A 17,989-nucleotide genomic window follows, 5' to 3' on the forward strand; every position below is an offset into this window, starting at 1 on the left:
ACTATTTCTGATACACCGCCATCGCGAGCAAGCTCGCTCCTACAGAGAGGATCACATCCGGAACACGCCGAAGCGGCTCGGTTCGATTGGCGCGTTCAGCGACGCGGACAAGGCCAGGGCCAGCACGTCGCGGGTCTGCGCCGGGTCAATGACCCCGTCGTCCCACAGGCGTGCACTGGAGTAATACGGGTGGCCCTGCTCTTCGTACTGGTCGAGGATCGGCTGCTTGATCTCGGCTTCCTGTTCGGCGCTGAAACCCTGGCCACTGCGCTCGGCCTGCTCGCGCTTGACCTGCACCAGCACACCGGCGGCCTGTTCGGCGCCCATCACGCCGATGCGCGCGTTCGGCCACATCCACAAAAAGCGCGGGTCGTAGGCCCGGCCGCACATGCCGTAGTTACCGGCACCGAAACTGCCGCCGATGATCACGGTGAATTTCGGCACCTTGGCGCAGGCCACCGCCGTCACCAGTTTTGCCCCGTGCTTGGCGATGCCGCCGGCCTCGTACTTCTGGCCGACCATGAAGCCGGTGATGTTCTGCAAAAACAGCAACGGAATACCGCGCTGGCAGGCCAGTTCGATGAAGTGCGCGCCTTTCTGCGCCGCTTCCGCGAAGAGGATGCCGTTGTTGGCGAGGATCGCGATCGGGTAGCCGTGCAGGTGGGCAAAGCCGCACACCAGCGTGGTGCCGAACAGCGCCTTGAACTCATCGAACACCGAGCCGTCCACCAGCCGCGCGATCACTTCGCGCACGTCGAACGGTTGCTTGGCGTCCGCCGACACCACGCCGTACAGCTCGTCGCTGGCGTACAGCGGAGCGATCGGCGTGCGCTGCTGCACTTCGCCAAGCTTGCGCCAGTTGAGGTTGGCGATGCTGCGCCGGGCAATGGCCAGGGCGTGTTCGTCGCTTTCGGCGTAGTGGTCGGCGACACCGGACACCTTGCAGTGCACGTCGGCACCACCGAGATCTTCGGCGCTGACCACTTCACCGGTCGCGGCTTTCACCAGCGGCGGACCAGCTAGGAAAATCGTCGCCTGCTCGCGGACCATGATCGCTTCGTCGGCCATCGCCGGTACATAGGCACCACCGGCGGTGCACGAGCCCATGACCACGGCGATCTGCGGGATGCCCATGGCGCTCATGTTGGCCTGGTTGAAGAAGATCCGCCCGAAATGCTCGCGGTCCGGGAACACTTCGTCCTGACGCGGCAGGTTGGCGCCGCCGGAGTCCACCAGGTAGATGCACGGCAGGCGGTTCTGCTGGGCGATGGTCTGGGCGCGCAGGTGCTTCTTCACGGTCAGCGGGTAGTACGAGCCGCCTTTGACCGTGGCATCGTTGGCGACGATCATGCATTCGACGCCTTCCACGCGGCCAATCCCGGCGATCACGCCAGCGGCCGGCACGTCTTCACCGTACACCTCGTAGGCCGCCAGCTGGCTGATCTCGAGGAACGGCGAGCCCGGATCGAGCAGGCGGTTGATGCGCTCGCGCGGCAGCAGTTTGCCGCGCGAGGTGTGCCGTTCCTGGGCCTTCGGGCCGCCCCCTTGCTGCACCTGGGCGAGCAGGGTGTGCAGGGCGTCGACCTGTTCGAGCATCGCCGCGCTGTTGCTGGCGAACTCCGCCGAGCGGGGGTTGAGCTGGGTATGCAGGATAGCCATGGGCAGCTCCGTCTCAGCGGGTTTCGTTGAACAGTTCGCGACCGATCAGCATGCGACGGATCTCACTGGTGCCCGCGCCGATTTCGTACAGCTTGGCGTCGCGCAGCAGGCGACCTGCCGGGAATTCATTGATGTAGCCGTTACCGCCGAGGATCTGGATCGCGTCGAGGGCCATTTGCGTGGCGCGTTCGGCGCTGTAGAGGATCACGCCGGCGGCGTCCTTGCGCGTGGTTTCGCCGCGCTCGCAGGCTTGCGCAACGGCGTACAGGTAGGCGCGGCTGGCATTGAGCTGGGTGTACATGTCGGCGACCTTGCCCTGGATCAGCTGGAACTCGCCGATGCTCTGGCCGAACTGCTTGCGGTCGTGGATGTACGGCACGATCAGGTCCATGCAGGCCTGCATGATCCCGGTCGGGCCGCCGGAGAGGACGACGCGCTCGTAGTCCAGGCCGCTCATCAGCACCTTCACGCCGCCGTTGAGCACGCCGAGGATGTTTTCCGCGGGCACTTCGACGTCATCGAAGAACAGCTCGCAGGTGTTCGAGCCGCGCATACCGAGCTTGTCGAACTTGTTGCTGCGGCTGAAGCCTTTCCAGTCGCGCTCGACGATGAATGCGGTGATGCCGTGCGGGCCCTTTTCCAGGTCGGTCTTGGTGTAGATCACGTAGGTGTTGGCGTCGGGGCCGTTGGTGATCCACGTCTTGCTGCCGTTGAGTACGTAGTGGTCGCCGCGTTTGTCGGCGCGCAGTTTCATCGAGACCACGTCGGAGCCGGCGTTCGGTTCGCTCATGGCCAGGGCGCCGATGTGCTCGCCGCTGATCAGCTTGGGCAGGTACTTGGCTTTCTGCTCGTGGTTGCCGTTGCGGTTGATCTGGTTGACGCACAGGTTGGAGTGCGCGCCGTAGGACAGGGCCACCGAGGCCGAGCCACGGCTGATTTCTTCCATGGCCACCACGTGCGCCAGGTAACCCAGGCCGGCGCCGCCGTACTCTTCCGGCACGGTGATGCCCAGCAGGCCCATGTCGCCGAATTTGCGCCACAGGTCGGCGGGGAACAGGTTGTCACTGTCGATCTGAGCGGCGCGGGGGGCGATCTCGTCGGCGACAAAGGCTTGAACCTGATCGCGCAACATGTCGATGGTTTCACCGAGGGCAAAGTTCAGGGATGGATAGCGCATGGGTCACCTTTTGGCTTTTTTGTAGGGTAGGGAGGGCCGTGCTCGGGCTCTCACCTTTACGTTAACGTAAGCCTGTGACGAATGGCTGTCAATCACCCTTTACGTTAACGTCAACTTGAGCGACAGTAGGGCTAGGTCAAGATACAAAAACAACCCACAATAAAGACAATAGGGGTCGTCATGGCTCAACCCAGTGCAGGTCCGCAGCGCAGCTATACCCGTGGTTCCCAGGACAAAGCCTTGCTGGCGATGACCATCGGCCAGGCGTTCGACAACACCGTGGCACAGTACCCGGACGGCGAGGCACTGGTGGTGCGCCATCAGCAGTTGCGCTACACCTGGCGGCAACTGGCCGAGACCGTGGACCTGCATGCCCGGGCGCTGCTGGCGTTGGGTTTACAGGCCGGTGACCGCCTCGGCATCTGGGCGCCCAATTGCGCGCAGTGGTGCATCAGCCAGTTCGCCAGCGCGAAGATCGGCGTGATCCTGGTCAACATCAACCCGGCCTACCGCAGCTCGGAACTCGAATACGTATTAAAGCAGTCTGGCTGCCAATGGCTGGTGTGTGCGGGCTCGTTCAAGACCTCCAACTACCACGGCATGCTCCAGGGCCTGGTGCCTGAGCTGGCCGAGCAATCCATCGGTCAGTTGCGCAGCGAACGTCTGCCGGACCTGCGTGGCGTGATCAGCCTGGATCCGCAGGCGCCTTCGGGTTTCCTGCCGTGGTCGCAGCTGACCGACCTGGCGGCGGGGGTCTCCATCCAACAGCTGCGCGAGCGCGAGGACAGCCTGCATTTCGATCAGCCGGTGAACATCCAGTACACCTCCGGCACCACCGGTTTTCCCAAGGGCGCGACCCTCAGCCACTACAACATCCTCAACAACGGCTACATGGTCGGCGAAAGTCTCGGCTTGACGGCCAATGACCGCCTGGTGATCCCGGTGCCGCTGTATCACTGCTTCGGCATGGTCATGGGCAACCTCGGCTGCATCACCCACGGCAGCACCATGATTTACCCCAATGATGCCTTCGACCCGCTGTTGACCCTGAGCACCGTCGCCGAAGAAAAGGCCACCGCGCTGTATGGCGTGCCGACCATGTTCATCGCCATGCTCGACCAGCCCCGGCGCCCCGAGTTCGACCTGTCGACCCTGCGCACCGGGATCATGGCCGGCGCCACCTGCCCGATCGAAGTCATGCGCCGGGTCATCAGCGAAATGCACATGAGTGAAGTGCAGATTGCCTACGGCATGACGGAAACTAGCCCGGTGTCGATGCAGACGGGGCCGGCGGACGACCTGGAACTGCGGGTGACCACGGTGGGCCGCACGCAGCCACAGCTGGAAAGCAAGATCATCGACGAGGCCGGTAACCTGGTGCCGCGCGGCACGATCGGCGAGCTGTGTACCCGTGGTTATAGCGTGATGCTCGGCTACTGGAACAACCCCGAAGGCACCGCGCAGGCCATCGACCAGGCGGGCTGGATGCACACCGGCGACCTGGCGAGCATGAACGACGAAGGCTACGTGTGCATTGCCGGGCGCAACAAGGACATGATCATCCGCGGCGGTGAGAATATTTACCCGCGCGAGCTGGAAGAGTTCTTCTTCACCCACCCGGCGGTGGCGGATGTGCAGGTCATCGGTATCCCGTGCTCGCGCTATGGTGAAGAAATCGTCGCCTGGATCAAGTTCCACCCCGGCCACAGCGCCACCGAGCAGGAACTGCAAGCCTGGTGCAAGGAGCGCATCGCCCACTTCAAGACGCCGCGCTACTTCAAGTTCGTCGAGGAATTCCCGATGACCGTGACGGGCAAGATCCAGAAATTTCGTATGCGTGAGATCAGTATCGAGGAGTTGGCTGGTAAGCAGGGCTGACGGAGGCTGCTCCTGCTTTTGTGGGAGCGAGCCTGCTCGCGATGAAGTCAAGGGCGCCGCATTCAACCAGAGTGCACGCGTTATCGTTGACGATTATCGCGAGCAGGCTCGCTCCCACAGGGGGGGGGGCGCTTGAGGGAATTTCGGAACACCAGACAGCACAAAGGGGAGCCGAGGCTCCCCTTTAATTTTCGTTGCGCGTGCTCTTTTTTTATTATTGAGGGGCGGTCTGTTCTTGTTTTTGGCAACCGTGACCCTTTACCGCTGTTTTGGGCGATCCCCATCCGGGATCAAGAGCAAACGTATTTTTTTGAGCGCTGATCTACTTTCTCGCTGAGCGATCCAACCGTTCGGTAGCTACCTGAAGGTAGTTTTATTGTTCTCTGCCCGGTTGCGGGTGACTTCGAGAAGCACCCTGAAAAGCACACCTTCTCCAAAAAAATCTGTTAGCTGCGTCTCTGCCGTGTTGTTTTTGTTATGTCAGAGTCGTTTCGTCTTGTTTTTATTGGTTTGCTACTTTTTTATTCTTGTTATGCCATAGAGATAGCAGAAGCCGTGCCAACTTTTAAAAATCCTTTAAAATCAACAACTTAATATTTTGTAGGATTTTTCTCTCAGGCAAACCCTGACAATTTGTTTCCGTGTTACTCGCTTTTCCCCACATTCCAGAGGATGCGGTAACACCTTCGCGCACTCACTGTGCGCTGCGGGCCTTGGCCACGCGCGAGCCGCTGGGGCGCCCCAGCACGCTGCTGATTTGTTGGCCTGCGCGGATCAGTGCATCCAGGTCGATTCCGGTGTCGATCCCCAGGCCATTGAGCAGGTACACCACGTCTTCGGTCGCGACGTTACCGCTGGCGCCCTTGGCGTAGGGGCAGCCGCCCAGGCCTGCGATGGAGCTGTCGAACACCGCGATGCCTTCCAGCAGGCTGGCGTAGATGTTCGCCATGGCCTGGCCGTAGGTGTCGTGGAAATGTCCGGCCAGTTTGTCCCGTGGCACCTCGGCCGAAACCACCTCGAACATCTTGCGGGTAGCGCCCGCGGTGCCGGTACCGATGGTGTCGCCCAGGGACACCTCGTAGCAGCCCATGGCGTAGAGTTCGCGGGCGACGGCGGCCACTTGCTCGGGGGCCACGTGACCTTCATAAGGGCAGCCCAGTACACAGGACACGTAACCGCGCACGGTAACGCCGTGCTGGCGGGCCGCGTCCATGATCGGTACGAAACGCTCCAGGCTTTCGCTGATCGAGCAATTGATGTTGCGCTGGGAAAACGCTTCGGACGCAGCGGCGAATACCGCGACTTCCTTGACCCCACTGGCGAGGGCGTCTTCAAAGCCGCGCAGGTTCGGTGCGAGCGCACCGTAGGTGACGCCGGGCTTGCGCTGGATCTGCGCGAAGACGTCGGCGGAACCGGCCATCTGCGGCACCCACTTGGGCGAGACGAAACTGCCGACTTCTATATAGCCAAGACCTGCCGCCGTCAGCGCATCGACCAGTTGCACCTTGTCGGCGACGCTGATCGGTTGGGCTTCGTTCTGCAGACCGTCACGGGGGCCGACTTCGACCAGGCGTACGTGGGAGGGTAGGGACATGGCTTGAGTCCTATGTTCATTCCTGTAGGAGCGAGCTTGCTCGCGATGGTGGCCCAGGCACCGCGGGTTATCCGGTAGACCGCGTCATCGTTGACGACCATCGCGAGCAAGCTCGCTCCTACAGGTGGGGGGATTATTGGATGGCCTGCTGGCTCTTGAGGGTTTGCTCCAGTGCCTGCACGCAGCGCTCTTCGGCGGTATCGAGCTCCAGTTTCATCTGCTCGATGTCCAGCAACTGCTGTTCGAGCTGCTCGCGGCGTTCGCTGATTTTCGCCAGCATGCTGTGCAACTGCTTGGTGTTACCGCTGGACGGGTCGTACAGCTCGATCAGCTCGCGGCATTCGGCCAGGGAAAAGCCGATGCGTTTACCCCGCAGGATCAGCTTCAGGCTGACCTTGTCCCGTGGCGAATAGATACGTTCCTGGCCACGGCGCTCGGGGCTGAGCAGGCCTTGCTCTTCGTAGAAGCGAATGGCCCGTGTGGTGATGTCGAGTTCGCGGGCGAGGTCGGAGATGCTGTAGGTCTGGCTGCTCATGGAAGCGCTCGAAGAAGGTCATGGCGCTAAGCTAAAGGTAGGTTGACGTTTACGTCAAGGGGTGGGATGGGTGGTGAAGCTGCTGGCCTCATCGCGGGCGAGCCCGCTCCTACAGTGGATCGTCAATGCCACACATTCCCTGTAGGAGCGAGCTTGCTCGCGATGAATACAACTCGGTCCAACGTCCTACACCTTCTCCAGCTTCTTCTCCTGCGCCGTCACCTGCTGACACAACTCGATCATCTGCTCGCGCATCCAGCGGTTGGCCGGGTCCTGGTCGGTGCTTTCGTGCCAGTAGAGGTGGGTTTCCACCGGTGGCACGTCGTTGACCGGCACGCTGAAGGCCAGCAGGTCGTTACGGCGCGCGAAGCGTTCCGGCACGGTCATGACCATGTCGGTCTGCTGCAACACCTGCGAGGCCATCTGGTAATGCTGCGAGCGCAGGGCAATCTTGCGCTGGATGCCCATCTTGCCCAGTGCCAGATCAACATGCCCCAGGCCGCTGCGGCGGCTGGAAATATGCACGTGGGTCATGCCCAGGTAATCGTCGAGGGACAGTTTGTCCTTGCCCGCCAGCGGGTGGCCCTTGCGCATCGCGCAGACATAGCGGTCTTCCATCAACTTGACGTGGCGCACCTGGGGGTCGGTGTTGAGCGGCGCATCCACGGCAAAGTCCAGGCGCCCGGCTGCCAGTTCCTTGGTGGTCTCGCGGCGCTTGGCCAGAAAGCTTTCGATGATCACCGTCGGCGCCAGGCGTCGCAGGCGCTGGAACAGCGGTGGCAGGATCACCGCCTCGGTGAGGTCGGTCATGCTGATGCGATAGGTCTTGACCGCCTGCAACGGGTTGAAAATACGGCTTTCCTGCACCGACACACGCAGCAGCGACAGCGCATTGCGCACCGGCCCGATGATGTTCTGTGCCATCGGCGTGGGCACCATGCCTTGGGCGGTGCGCACGAACAACGGGTCGTTGAAGGTCTCGCGCAGACGCGCCAGGGCATTGGACACCGCCGGTTGAGTGATGCCGACGATCTGCCCGGCACGGGTCAGGTTGGCTTCGGTGTAGATCGCGTCGAAGACGATGAAAAGGTTGAGGTCGACCTTGCTCAGATTCATTGCGCGTCACTCTTATTGTTGGGGCGTTCTTGATGGGCACGGAGGCCTTGGCAATCAGCCGATCATATATCGGTGATGAATGTTAATACACGCCGAGAATAGGCTAGGTAAATTTTCGTAGCTGCTCTAGCATCGTTTGCATGCCCCGAACAACTTCCCTCAAGAAGGTAGCTGCCCCATGGATTTCGCTTATTCGCCCAAGGTTCAGGAACTGCGTGAGCGCGTGACCGCGTTCATGGATACCTACGTTTACCCCGCAGAAGCCGTGTTCGAGCGCCAGGTTGCCGAAGGCGACCGCTGGCAGCCAACGGCGATCATGGAAGAACTCAAACTCAAGGCCAAGGCAGAAGGCCTGTGGAATTTGTTTCTGCCTGAGTCCGAGCTGGGTGCCGGCCTGACCAACCTCGAATATGCGCCGCTGGCGGAAATCATGGGCCGCTCGCTGTTGGGGCCCGAGCCGTTCAACTGCTCGGCACCGGACACCGGCAACATGGAAGTGCTGGTGCGTTACGCCAACGAAGAACAGAAACAGCGCTGGCTCGAACCGCTGCTGCGCGGTGAGATTCGCTCGGCATTCGCCATGACCGAGCCGGATGTCGCGTCGTCCGACGCCACCAACATGGCCGCCCGCGCCGTGCGTGACGGTGACGAGTGGGTGATCAACGGCAAGAAATGGTGGACCTCGGGTGCCTGCGATCCGCGCTGCAAGATTCTGGTGTTCATGGGCTTGAGCAATCCCGATGCGCCACGTCACGCCCAGCACTCGATGATCCTGGTGCCGGTGGACACCCCCGGCGTGAAGATCGTCCGTCCGCTGCCGGTGTTCGGTTACGACGACGCGCCGCACGGTCACGCTGAAGTGCTGTTCGAAAACGTACGGGTGCCGTACGAAAACGTACTGCTGGGCGAAGGCCGAGGCTTCGAAATCGCCCAGGGTCGCCTGGGCCCGGGGCGGATTCACCACTGCATGCGTTCGATCGGCATGGCCGAGCGCGCACTGGAACTGATGTGCAAGCGCTCGGTGGAACGCACCGCCTTCGGCAAGCCGTTGGCGCGCCTGGGTGGCAACGTCGACAAGATCGCCGATTCGCGCATGGAGATCGACATGGCGCGCCTGCTGACCCTGAAGGCGGCGTACATGATGGACACCGTCGGCAACAAGGTGGCCAAGAGCGAGATCGCGCAGATCAAGGTGGTCGCGCCGAACGTGGCGCTGCGGGTCATCGACCGGGCGATCCAGATCCATGGCGGGGCAGGGGTGTCCAACGACTTCCCGCTGGCCTACATGTATGCGATGCAGCGCACCTTGCGCCTGGCCGATGGCCCGGACGAAGTGCACCGCGCGGCGATCGGCAAGTTCGAGATCGGCAAGTACGTGCCGCGGGAAATGATGCGTAGCAGCCACTAAGCTGCGTTTGATTGGGGCCTGCCCTTGTGGGAGCGGGCTTGCTCGCGAAGGCGGTGTATCAGTCGCCACATGTATTGACTGACCCACCGCCTTCGCGAGCAAGCCCGCTCCCACAGGGTTTCAGGGTTTGCCAGAGATCTCAGGCAGCCCGAAAAACGCCCGCGCACACGCCGTGCTGTGGGCCGCCAGATCCTCCTCGCTTTCCCCCCGATGCAATGCCACCTCGCGCAACACCTCGGTCAGAAAGGCCGGCTCGTTGCGACCATTTTTCGGTTTGGGTCGCAAGCTGCGCGGCAGCAGGTATGGCGCATCGCTTTCCAGCATCAGGCGCCCGCGCTTGATCTCCTTGACCAGCGGATGCAGGTGCGTGCCACGACGCTCGTCGCAGATCCAGCCGGTGATGCCGATGTGCAGGTCGAGGTCCAGGTAGCTGAACAGCGCCTGCTTTTCCCCGGTAAAACAATGCACCACGGCGGCCGGCAAGCGGTCGCGGTAGTCGCGCAGGATGTCCAGCAGGCGCTGGTTGGCATCACGTTCGTGGAGAAACACCGGCAGTTGCAGTTCGACCGCCATCGCCAGGTGTTCCTCGAGGACTTTTTCCTGCTGCGGGCGGGGCGAGAAGTCGCGATTGAAGTCCAGTCCACATTCCCCCACGGCGACCACGTTCGGCTCCTTGAGCAAACCGCGCAGGCGTTGCGCACTGTCGGCGTTCCACTCGCTGGCCGAGTGGGGATGAATACCGGCGGTGGCGAACAGTCGCTGCGCTGTCTCATCCAGCTCGTGGCACAACTGCAACGCCTGTTCGCTGCCGTCGACACTGGTACCGGTCAACACCAGTTGGCAGACCCCGGCGGCATAGGCACGCTCGAGTACCGCCCGGTGTTTGTCGGCGAAACTGGGGTTGGTCAGGTTGACGCCGATATTGATGAGTTGCATGGTGCTACCTCGGACCCAGGGCCGGAAAGCATATCAGAGCTCCACATTTATAAGAAAAGCCAAGAACTACAACGAGTTAAAGCTGTCTTTTGAGGCCGGGAGACACGCCGGGGTGGTCACGATGCCATCACTGTGCCAGTCTTTCGCACCTTGCCAGCGCCCGGCGCGCTCTGTTTTCGTCGCCCGATTTCACCCATTTCATTGAAGTCGGCCCCGTCATTCTTGCGGAGAATGGATGACCCGTCCCTCGATCTTGCTCCTGCTGTGTGCTTCGTTGCTGCTGCCGATACCGGCGGTTGCGCGCTTGCCTGGCCCGTTGCAAGCCGTACCCGCCACCAAAGTGCGTGACCTGCAGGACATCCGCAGCAGTCGCGTGTTGAAGGTGCTGGTCAACCAGAGTCGCAACAGTTCGGGTGAAGTCCAGGGCCAGTCGATTGGTGTCGAGTACCACCGTCTGCGCGCCTTCGAGCAATACCTCAATGGCCATGCCCGCGATGGTCAGGAAATCACCCTCAAGATCATCCCCAAAGCCAAGGACCAGTTGCTCGGTGCATTGCAGCGCGGGGAAGGGGACCTGGTCGCACCGGGCGAGCTGCTGGATCTGCAATCGGGTTACGCCGTCAGCACCAGCGAGCCGGTGGCCACCAACATCCCGCTGGTGCTGGTCGGCATCAAGGGCGAAAAGCGCTACACGCGTCTCGAACAGCTCTCGGGCAAGACCCTGGCGCTGCCCACCGGCAGTGCGGCGGCCGATGCGATCAGCCAGATCAACCAGAAGCTGGCCCTGCATAAACTGCCGCCGGTGAAGATCGAGTGGGTCGATCCCAGTCTGGCGGTCGAAGACGTGCTGGAGATGGTGCAGGGCGGGATCTTCCACCTGACCATCGTCGAGCAACCGATCGCCGAACGCTGGGGCAAGATCCTGCCCAAGTTGCGTTTCGATCGACAGGTGCTGATCAGCGAACCGGGTGACGAGTTCTGGTTCGTGCGTCGAGACGCCACCATGCTGCGGGCGAGCATTGATCGTTTTCTGACGGGCTACAAAAAGCCCTCGGACCAGGACGTGGCGTTTCTGCGCATCTATCGTCGCCTGTACCAGGTGCATTATCCGTTGGCCAAGGCTGAACGCCAGCGCCTGGAAAAACTGCGACCGGTGCTGCAAAAGCACGCCGACGCGCAGAGCATGGACTGGCTGAACCTGGCGGCGCTGGCGTTCAAGGAGTCCGGCCTGCAACCCAAGGCCCGCAGTGGCGGTGCGCCTACCGGGCTGATGCAGATCACGCCATCGGCGGCGCAGCGAGTCGGGGTCAGCAACATTCAAGAGGTCGACGGCAATGTGCAGGCCGGTGCCAAGTACCTGGCCATGATCCGCCGCAAGTTTTTTGCCAGCCCCAAACTCAACGAGCGTGAGCGCATGGCGTTCACGCTGGCGGCCTACAACATCGGGCCGGAGCGGGTCCAGGGCATGCGCGCCGAAGCACGGCGGCGCGGCCTGAATCCCAATCAATGGTTCTTCCAGGTTGAACGCATCGCCATGGAGCAGGTGGGAATGGGCCCTGTCAGCTATGTTAATAGCGTGAACAAGTATTACTTGGCGTTCGATCGGGAGCGGGAGTCGTTGGAGCCCCAGGGGCAAAAAGTGGTCTCAAGGAAGTGATCGAATAAACTGATTGTTATTGCGAAAAATTTGCGCTTTTAACATTTGATTTACCGATTAATATAGCGGCCAACCAACACACATAACTCCATTAGGGATGACACAACATGAGCACGCTGATCAACAAGGTACTGTTTACCCGCGCTGGCTACGGCCTGACTGTCCTGCGGATTTTCGTCGGCATCATCTTCGCTGCCCACGGTTCGCAGAAACTCTTCGGCGCCTTTGGTGGCTACGGCCTGGCAGGCACCGCGCAGTACATGGAAAGCATCGGCCTGACCCCTGGCTACGTCATGGCGACTCTGGCAGGCGGTACCGAGTTCTTCGCCGGCCTGGCCCTGATCATCGGCCTGCTGGTACGTCCAGCGGCGCTGGGCCTGACCTTCCTGTCGCTGGTAGCGATCTTCAGCGTGCACATCAGCAACGGCCTGTTCATGGCCAACAACGGTTACGAGTTCGCCCTGGCCCTGCTCGGTGGCAGCATCGCAGTACTCATCGAAGGCGCCGGCAAACTCTCGGTAGACCGCGCCATCGCCGGCTAACCGCTCCGCCTCAAAAAAAGGCCCGCATTGCGCGGGCCTTTTTTATTGCTCGACAACGACGCCACCAAACACCTGCCACCCCGCGACGCCCGTTCCACCATCGCGAGCAAGCTCGCTCCTACAGTGAATCACGATCTAAGGCGAGCCGTTTTCTGTAGGAGCGAGCTTGCTCGCGATGGTAGCCAACGAAAACGCCGGGCACCTGCCGCCCCGCGGTGCCTAATCCTCCATCGCGAGCATGCTCGCTCCTACAGAAATAGAAACAAACCCGCGATCCCACAGGCGACGCAGATTGCCCCGTCGGAAGGCCGAGTGGAGGTTCTGCGCAGTGGGCAACCCGGCATGGATGCCGGGTTAGCCGCCCTCGGCCAAGGATGGCCGATGGCGGCGGGCCCACGGAGCAGGACCGGAGCGAGGGAACCCTGAGCGCCAGCGAAGGGCCGTACGTCAGGGGCGGGGCGTTTTGGTTACTTTGGCGCGACAAAGTAACCCGCCGTAAGGGCGGAACCAAAAGCAGGCCGTTACCGCAGAAATGGATATGTACACCCGTAAAGACGCCATCGCGGGCAAGCCCGCTCCCACAGAGTCACCCGCCGTAAGGGCGGAACCTTAAGCGGCCGTTACCGTAGAAATGGATATGTACACCCGTAAAGACGCCATCGCGGGCAAGCCCGCTCCTACAGAAATAGAAACAAACCCGCGATCCCACAGGCGACGCAGATTGCCCCGTCGGAAGGCCGAGTGGAGGTTCTGCGCAGTGGGCAACCCGGCATGGATGCCGGGTTAGCCGCCCTCGGCCAAGGATGGCCGATGGCGGCGGGCCCACGGAGCAGGACCGGAGCGAGGGAACCCTGAGCGCCAGCGAAGGGCCGTACGTCAGGGGCGGGGCGTTTTGGTTACTTTGGCGCGACAAAGTAACCCGCCGTAAGGGCGGAACCAAAAGCAGGCCGTTACCGCAGAAATGGATATGTACACCCGTAAAGACGCCATCGCGGGCAAGCCCGCTCCCACAGAGTCACCCGCCGTAAGGGCGGAACCTTAAGCGGCCGTTACAGCAGAAATGGATATGTACACCCGTAAGGCCGCCATCGCGAGCAGGCTCGCTCCCACAGAGTAACCCGCCGTAAGGGCGGAACCAAAAGCAGGCCGTTACCGCAGAAATGGATATGTACACCCGTAATGCCCCCATCGCGAGCAGGCTCGCTCCCACAGAAATGGATATGTACACCGGAAGGCCGCCATCGCGGGCAGAGCCCGGTTCTTGACACTCCCGCATCCGCTTCTCTAGGATGTTCCCCATGCGCCGATTTAAACAGCTACTTGCGGGGCGCCAGGTGACTCATCCAGTCACCGATAGAAGCTTGAGATGGGCTTCGAAATACCGCTAAAGCGCTGGTTCGGTGTTGCCTCTCACCTGCCATGCAGACTTTTGAGGCAGAGACACGACACGATGAATGCACTAAACCCTGTTGTACGCCCCGCGCCGATCACGGCACATCTCACCCAGCGCAATCCCAAAATCCTGCTTGGCGGCAAACATCAGCCGACGCTTTTGCGTTACCTCGATGGCTGGCCACGGCGTACCGGTGGGCCCGCTGCCTTCCTGATCCAGTTCGTCGAAGACGGTGAATCGCTGGCCCGCTTTGCCAGCGACAGTTTCGACCTGGCCGTGATTCAGTCGCCCAGCGCCGAAGACGCGCACGAAATGATCAAGCAGTTGACCCGCGTTGCACGCCAGGGGCTGATTACCCGCCGCTGAGCGTCAGGGATAGTCGATCGCGATGATGTACACGTACTGCTCGCCGGTCGGCGTCTGCACGCGCACTTCAGCGTCCAGTGCCTTGCCGATCAAGGCACGGGCCAGCGGTGAGTCGATGCTGATCAGCCCCAGTTTCAGATCCAGTTCGTCGGGGCCGACGATGCGATAGCGCGACTCTTTGCCATCCTCGTCCTCGATGGTGACCCAGGCGCCGAAGTAGACCTTGTTCGGATCGCTGGGCTTTTCGCTGACCACCTTGAGCGCTTCCAGGCGCTTGGTCAAAAAGCGCACGCGGCTGTCGATCTCGCGCAGCATCTTCTTGCCATAGGTGTATTCGGCGTTCTCCGAGCGATCGCCTTGGGCTGCCGCTTCGCTGACCGCCTGGGTCACCTGTGGGCGGCGCACGTGCCAGAGTTCGTGAAACTCGGCACGCATCCGCGCTTCACCTTCGGGGGTGATCAGCGCGGTGCCGGCGGTGCGGGGAGGGCGATAACGGCTCATGGCAACTTCTTGTGGTGGGCAAGCCCCGAGTCTATCAACCCTCGCGCAACACTGTCAGCGGGCTGGCGTTCAAGGCGCGACGGGTGCCGAACACGCCGGCCCCACCGATCAGGATGGCGCCGATCAGCGGCAGCACCAGCAACCAGGGGTGCGGGTGCCATGGCAGGTCGAAGGCAAAGCGATAGAGCACCAGGCTGACCAGTTCCGAACCCAGTGCGGCGAGCAATCCGCTGACCGCGCCCAGCAGGCCGAACTCGATGCGTCGGGCTTTGACCAGCAACTGCCGCTCGGCCCCCAGCGCCCGCAGCAGTGCACCCTGGCGGATGCGCTCGTCGAGCGTGGCTTGCAGGCCCGAGAACAACACGGCCATGCCCGCCGCCAGCACGAACAACAGCACGTATTCCACCGCCAGGGTGACCTGGGCGAGGATGCTGCGCAGTTGTTCCAGCAGGGCTTCGACTTGCAGGATGGTCACCGCCGGGAAGGCGCGGGACAGGTCGACAATCTGCTGATCATGACCCGCTGCCAGATAGAAACTGGTCAGGTAGGTCGCCGGCAAATCCTTCAAGGTCCCCGGCTGGAAGATCATGAAGAAGTTGGGCTGGAAGTTGTCCCAGTTGATCTCCCGCAGGCTGGTGACCTTCGCTTCGCGATTGACCCCGCCGACGCTGAACACCATGTGGTCGCCCAGTTTCAGCTTGAGGCTCTCGGCCACCTTGCCTTCGACCGATACGCCGGGGATGTCCCCCGACGGTTGCTCGCTCCACCAGTTGCCGGCGGTGATCTGGTTGCCGGCCGGCAGGTCGGCGGCCCAGGTCAGGCTCAGGTCGCGCTGAATCGCCCGGTCACCGGCCGAATCCTTGCTGACGATCTGTTGCACCGCTTCGCCATTGATGCTGATCAGCCGCCCCGGCACCACCGGGTACAGCGGCGCCGATTGCGCCGACAGTTCGATCAGGCGATCGGTGAAGGCCTGCTTGTCCGCCGGCAGGATGTTCAGGGCGAAATAATTCGGCGCATTTTTCGGCAGCTGGTTTTGCCAGGTGTCGAGCAATTCGCCGCGCAACAGGGCGATCAACGCCATGGACAGCAGGATCAAGCCGAAGGCCAGCGACTGGCCCGCCGCCGCCAGCGGATGACGCAACAATTGACCCAGGCCCAGGCGCCACGGCAACGACGCGCGGGCGAGCATGCGCCGCAGGCTTTTGAGCAGCAGCAACAGCAGGCCACCCAGCACCAGCGCGGCAATCACTCCGCCACCGAGCAGGGCGAAGGTCAGCAGCAGGTCCAGACTCAGGCGCCACATGATCAGCCCCAGCGCGCCCAGTGCCGCGCCGTAGACCACCCAGGTGCTGGAGGGAATCGGCAGCATGTCACGGCGCAGTACCCGCAGTGGCGGCACGCGACCCAGTGCTGCCAAGGGCGGCAAGGCAAAGCCAGCCAACGCCACCAGCCCGGTGCCGATGCCGGCGATGGCCGGAAACAGGCCGCCGGGAGGCACGTCGCTGGGCAGCAGGTCATGCAGCAGGGCGAACAACCCCAGTTGCGCCAGCCAGCCGATCAAGGCGCCGCTGATGCTGGCCAGCAGGCCGAGTACAGTCAGTTGCAGGCTGAACAGCACCAGCGTTTCGCGGCGGGACAATCCCAGGCAGCGTAACAGTGCGCTGGCATCGAAGCGGCGAGTGGCGAAGCGGGTCGCCGACAGCGCCACCGCCACACCGGCCAGCAACACAGCGACCAGGCTGGCCATGCTCAAGTAACGCTCAGCCTTGCCCAGCGCACCGCCAATCTGCTGATTGCCGTCGCGGGCATCCTGGATGCGCTGGTTAGCGGCCAGGCCCGGTTTGATCAGTTGGCGATAGGTTTCCAGCGCTTCGGCCTTGCCGCGCCAGAGTTCGCGGTAGCTGACCCGGCTGCCGGGCTGCACCACGCCGGTGGCGGCGAGGTCTTGCAGGTTGATCAGCACCCGCGGCGTCAGGCTGTAGAAGTTGCCGGCGCGGTCCGGTTCATAGGTCAGTACCCGCGCCAGCTTCAGGGTACGCATGCCCACGTCGATGCTGTCGCCGATCTTCAGGTTGAGCGCGGTCAACAGCCGTGCTTCGACCCAGGCCTCGCCGGGCTTGGGCCGGCCACCGGGTTCTTCCGGTGCATAGGGAGCAGCGGCGCTTTTCAGTTCGCCACGCAGCGGATAGACGTCGTCGGCGGCCTTGATGCTGGACAGTTGAATGCCGTTGTCGGTGGCAATCACGCTGGAGAATTCCACCACCTGGGCATGGTCGAGCCCCAGTTCCGTGCCACTGCGGATCTGTTCCGTACGCGCTGGCGAGCTGCCTTCGAGCAACAGGTCCGCGCCGAGAAACTCGGTGGCACGCAACATCATGGCGCCGTTGAGGCGCGCGCCGAAGTAACCGATGGCGGTACTGGCCGCCACCGCGACCATCAATGCAAAGAACAACACCCGCAGCTCGCCGGCGCGGGCGTCGCGCAGCAATTGGCGGATGGCGAGGCTGAACAGGCGCAACAGCGGCAGACGTGCCATCAAGGCTCCAGAGGGGCGACCAGCAGCCCGGCTTCAAGACGGATCAGGCGCCGGCAGCGATGGGCCAGGCGTTCATCGTGAGTCACCAGCACCAGGGTGGTGCCGCGCTCCTTGTTCAGTTCGAACAGCAGGTCGCTGATGCGCTCGCCGGTGTGGCTGTCGAGGTTGCCGGTGGGTTCGTCGGCAAACAGCACATCGGGTTCGGCGGCGAACGCACGGGCAATCGCCACGCGTTGCTGCTCGCCTCCCGAGAGCTGGCGCGGCGAGTGCGTCAGGCGCTGGCCCAGGCCCACCCGTTGCAACAACCCGGTGGCACGCTCGCGGGCGTCTTTGCGGCCGTCCAGTTCCAGCGGCAGCATGACGTTTTCCAGGGCGTTAAGGCTGTCGAGCAACTGAAAGGACTGGAACACGAAACCGACGTGTTCGGCGCGGATGCGCGCCCGTTGATCCTCGTCCAGTGTGCTCAGGCCCTGGCCGGCGAGGGTCACTTCGCCGCTGCTGGGCAGGTCGAGGCCGGCGAGCAGGCCCAGGAGGGTGGATTTGCCGGAACCGGACGCGCCAACGATGGCCAGGCTGTCGCCCTTGTTCAGTTCCAGGCTGAGTTCGTGCAGGATAGTCAGTTCACCTTCCGCGCTGGGAACCACTTTGCTGAGGTTCTTCGCGGTGAGAATGCTTGCGCCCATGGAGA

At 62.4% G+C, this 17,989-nt stretch carries 14 protein-coding genes; 5 read left to right on the top strand and 9 right to left on the bottom strand.

Features of this window, described 5'->3' with window-relative positions; all coding sequences use genetic code 11:
• Nucleotides 1–51: 51 nt before the first annotated feature.
• Together ABVN20_RS28030 and ABVN20_RS28035 are read right to left on the bottom strand one after the other, a co-directional pair.
• The gene (locus ABVN20_RS28030; protein WP_368559037.1) at nt 52–1,659 is read right to left on the bottom strand and encodes a carboxyl transferase domain-containing protein; all 1,608 of its coding nucleotides are present in this window, start codon (nt 1,657–1,659) and stop codon (nt 52–54) included.
• A 13-nt stretch (nt 1,660–1,672) separates the two neighbouring features.
• Complete coding sequence (locus ABVN20_RS28035; RefSeq protein WP_368559038.1) at nt 1,673–2,836, bottom strand: isovaleryl-CoA dehydrogenase; 1,164 nt, start codon at nt 2,834–2,836, stop codon at nt 1,673–1,675.
• A 180-nt stretch (nt 2,837–3,016) separates the two neighbouring features.
• Between ABVN20_RS28035 and ABVN20_RS28040 the strand changes: the two genes are divergently transcribed.
• Entirely contained in the window at nt 3,017–4,714 is a 1,698-nt protein-coding gene (locus ABVN20_RS28040) for an AMP-binding protein (RefSeq protein ID WP_368559039.1), read from the top strand.
• A 694-nt stretch (nt 4,715–5,408) separates the two neighbouring features.
• Here ABVN20_RS28040 and ABVN20_RS28045 read toward each other — a convergent pair.
• The 3 genes from ABVN20_RS28045 to ABVN20_RS28055 all read right to left on the bottom strand — a co-directional run bounded on the left by ABVN20_RS28045 (nt 5,409) and on the right by ABVN20_RS28055 (nt 7,959).
• Nucleotides 5,409–6,308 carry a hydroxymethylglutaryl-CoA lyase gene (locus ABVN20_RS28045; RefSeq protein WP_368559040.1) on the bottom strand — a complete coding sequence of 300 codons (900 nt, stop codon included), beginning with the start codon at nt 6,306–6,308 and terminating at the stop codon, nt 5,409–5,411.
• 133 nt (nt 6,309–6,441) lie between these two features.
• On the bottom strand, nt 6,442–6,843 hold the full coding sequence (locus tag ABVN20_RS28050) for a MerR family DNA-binding transcriptional regulator (protein ID WP_368559041.1): 402 nt from the start codon (nt 6,841–6,843) through the stop codon (nt 6,442–6,444).
• Nucleotides 6,844–7,029: 186 nt separating this feature from the next.
• The gene (locus ABVN20_RS28055; RefSeq protein ID WP_368559042.1) at nt 7,030–7,959 is read right to left on the bottom strand and encodes a LysR family transcriptional regulator; all 930 of its coding nucleotides are present in this window, start codon (nt 7,957–7,959) and stop codon (nt 7,030–7,032) included.
• 178 nt (nt 7,960–8,137) lie between these two features.
• On the opposite strand from ABVN20_RS28055, the gene ABVN20_RS28060 reads away from it, so the two are divergent.
• On the top strand, nt 8,138–9,367 hold the full coding sequence (locus ABVN20_RS28060) for an acyl-CoA dehydrogenase (RefSeq protein ID WP_368559043.1): 1,230 nt from the start codon (nt 8,138–8,140) through the stop codon (nt 9,365–9,367).
• Between the two features lie 120 nt (nt 9,368–9,487).
• On the opposite strand, the gene ABVN20_RS28065 is transcribed toward ABVN20_RS28060, so the two are convergent.
• The gene (locus tag ABVN20_RS28065; protein ID WP_368559044.1) at nt 9,488–10,303 is read right to left on the bottom strand and encodes a TatD family hydrolase; all 816 of its coding nucleotides are present in this window, start codon (nt 10,301–10,303) and stop codon (nt 9,488–9,490) included.
• A gap of 235 nt (nt 10,304–10,538) precedes the next feature.
• Here ABVN20_RS28065 and ABVN20_RS28070 point away from each other — a divergent pair, with 235 nt between their 5' ends.
• From ABVN20_RS28070 to ABVN20_RS28080, 3 genes are all read left to right on the top strand, one after another.
• Nucleotides 10,539–11,960 (top strand): transglycosylase SLT domain-containing protein, encoded by a 1,422-nt coding sequence (locus ABVN20_RS28070; protein ID WP_368559045.1) that lies wholly within the window; start codon nt 10,539–10,541, stop codon nt 11,958–11,960.
• 107 nt (nt 11,961–12,067) lie between these two features.
• The gene (locus ABVN20_RS28075; protein WP_192304394.1) at nt 12,068–12,502 is read left to right on the top strand and encodes a DoxX family protein; all 435 of its coding nucleotides are present in this window, start codon (nt 12,068–12,070) and stop codon (nt 12,500–12,502) included.
• A 1,450-nt stretch (nt 12,503–13,952) separates the two neighbouring features.
• Nucleotides 13,953–14,261 (top strand): class I SAM-dependent methyltransferase, encoded by a 309-nt coding sequence (locus ABVN20_RS28080; RefSeq protein ID WP_368559046.1) that lies wholly within the window; start codon nt 13,953–13,955, stop codon nt 14,259–14,261.
• A gap of 3 nt (nt 14,262–14,264) precedes the next feature.
• On the opposite strand, the gene greB is transcribed toward ABVN20_RS28080, so the two are convergent.
• From greB to ABVN20_RS28095, 3 genes are read right to left on the bottom strand one after another with little or no spacing between them, the layout of a single operon-like run.
• Nucleotides 14,265–14,762: a transcription elongation factor GreB gene (gene greB / locus ABVN20_RS28085; protein WP_368559047.1), complete on the bottom strand. Its 498-nt coding sequence runs from the start codon at nt 14,760–14,762 to the stop codon at nt 14,265–14,267.
• Nucleotides 14,763–14,796: 34 nt separating this feature from the next.
• Nucleotides 14,797–17,301 carry an ABC transporter permease gene (locus tag ABVN20_RS28090; protein ID WP_368559048.1) on the bottom strand — a complete coding sequence of 835 codons (2,505 nt, stop codon included), beginning with the start codon at nt 17,299–17,301 and terminating at the stop codon, nt 14,797–14,799.
• Nucleotides 17,301–17,984, bottom strand: coding sequence for an ABC transporter ATP-binding protein (locus tag ABVN20_RS28095; protein WP_368559049.1), 684 nt, complete (start codon nt 17,982–17,984; stop codon nt 17,301–17,303). Before ABVN20_RS28095 ends, ABVN20_RS28090 begins: the two co-directional genes overlap by 1 nt.
• Nucleotides 17,985–17,989 lie beyond the last annotated feature (5 nt).

The organism is Pseudomonas sp. MYb118, from assembly GCF_040947875.1.
GTDB lineage: Bacteria > Pseudomonadota > Gammaproteobacteria > Pseudomonadales > Pseudomonadaceae > Aquipseudomonas.

Bases quoted from the DNA above. Each gene is read 5' to 3' on its own strand.
- ABVN20_RS28030 (WP_368559037.1), bottom strand. From the start codon at position 1,659: ATGGCTATCCTGCATACCCAGCTCAACCCCCGCTCGGCGGAGTTCGCC.
- ABVN20_RS28035 (WP_368559038.1), bottom strand. From the start codon at position 2,836: ATGCGCTATCCATCCCTGAACTTTGCCCTCGGTGAAACCATCGACATG.
- ABVN20_RS28040 (WP_368559039.1), top strand. From the start codon at position 3,017: ATGGCTCAACCCAGTGCAGGTCCGCAGCGCAGCTATACCCGTGGTTCC.
- ABVN20_RS28045 (WP_368559040.1), bottom strand. From the start codon at position 6,308: ATGTCCCTACCCTCCCACGTACGCCTGGTCGAAGTCGGCCCCCGTGAC.
- ABVN20_RS28050 (WP_368559041.1), bottom strand. From the start codon at position 6,843: ATGAGCAGCCAGACCTACAGCATCTCCGACCTCGCCCGCGAACTCGAC.
- ABVN20_RS28055 (WP_368559042.1), bottom strand. From the start codon at position 7,959: ATGAATCTGAGCAAGGTCGACCTCAACCTTTTCATCGTCTTCGACGCG.
- ABVN20_RS28060 (WP_368559043.1), top strand. From the start codon at position 8,138: ATGGATTTCGCTTATTCGCCCAAGGTTCAGGAACTGCGTGAGCGCGTG.
- ABVN20_RS28065 (WP_368559044.1), bottom strand. From the start codon at position 10,303: ATGCAACTCATCAATATCGGCGTCAACCTGACCAACCCCAGTTTCGCC.
- ABVN20_RS28070 (WP_368559045.1), top strand. From the start codon at position 10,539: ATGACCCGTCCCTCGATCTTGCTCCTGCTGTGTGCTTCGTTGCTGCTG.
- ABVN20_RS28075 (WP_192304394.1), top strand. From the start codon at position 12,068: ATGAGCACGCTGATCAACAAGGTACTGTTTACCCGCGCTGGCTACGGC.
- ABVN20_RS28080 (WP_368559046.1), top strand. From the start codon at position 13,953: ATGAATGCACTAAACCCTGTTGTACGCCCCGCGCCGATCACGGCACAT.
- greB (WP_368559047.1), bottom strand. From the start codon at position 14,762: ATGAGCCGTTATCGCCCTCCCCGCACCGCCGGCACCGCGCTGATCACC.
- ABVN20_RS28090 (WP_368559048.1), bottom strand. From the start codon at position 17,301: ATGGCACGTCTGCCGCTGTTGCGCCTGTTCAGCCTCGCCATCCGCCAA.
- ABVN20_RS28095 (WP_368559049.1), bottom strand. From the start codon at position 17,984: ATGGGCGCAAGCATTCTCACCGCGAAGAACCTCAGCAAAGTGGTTCCC.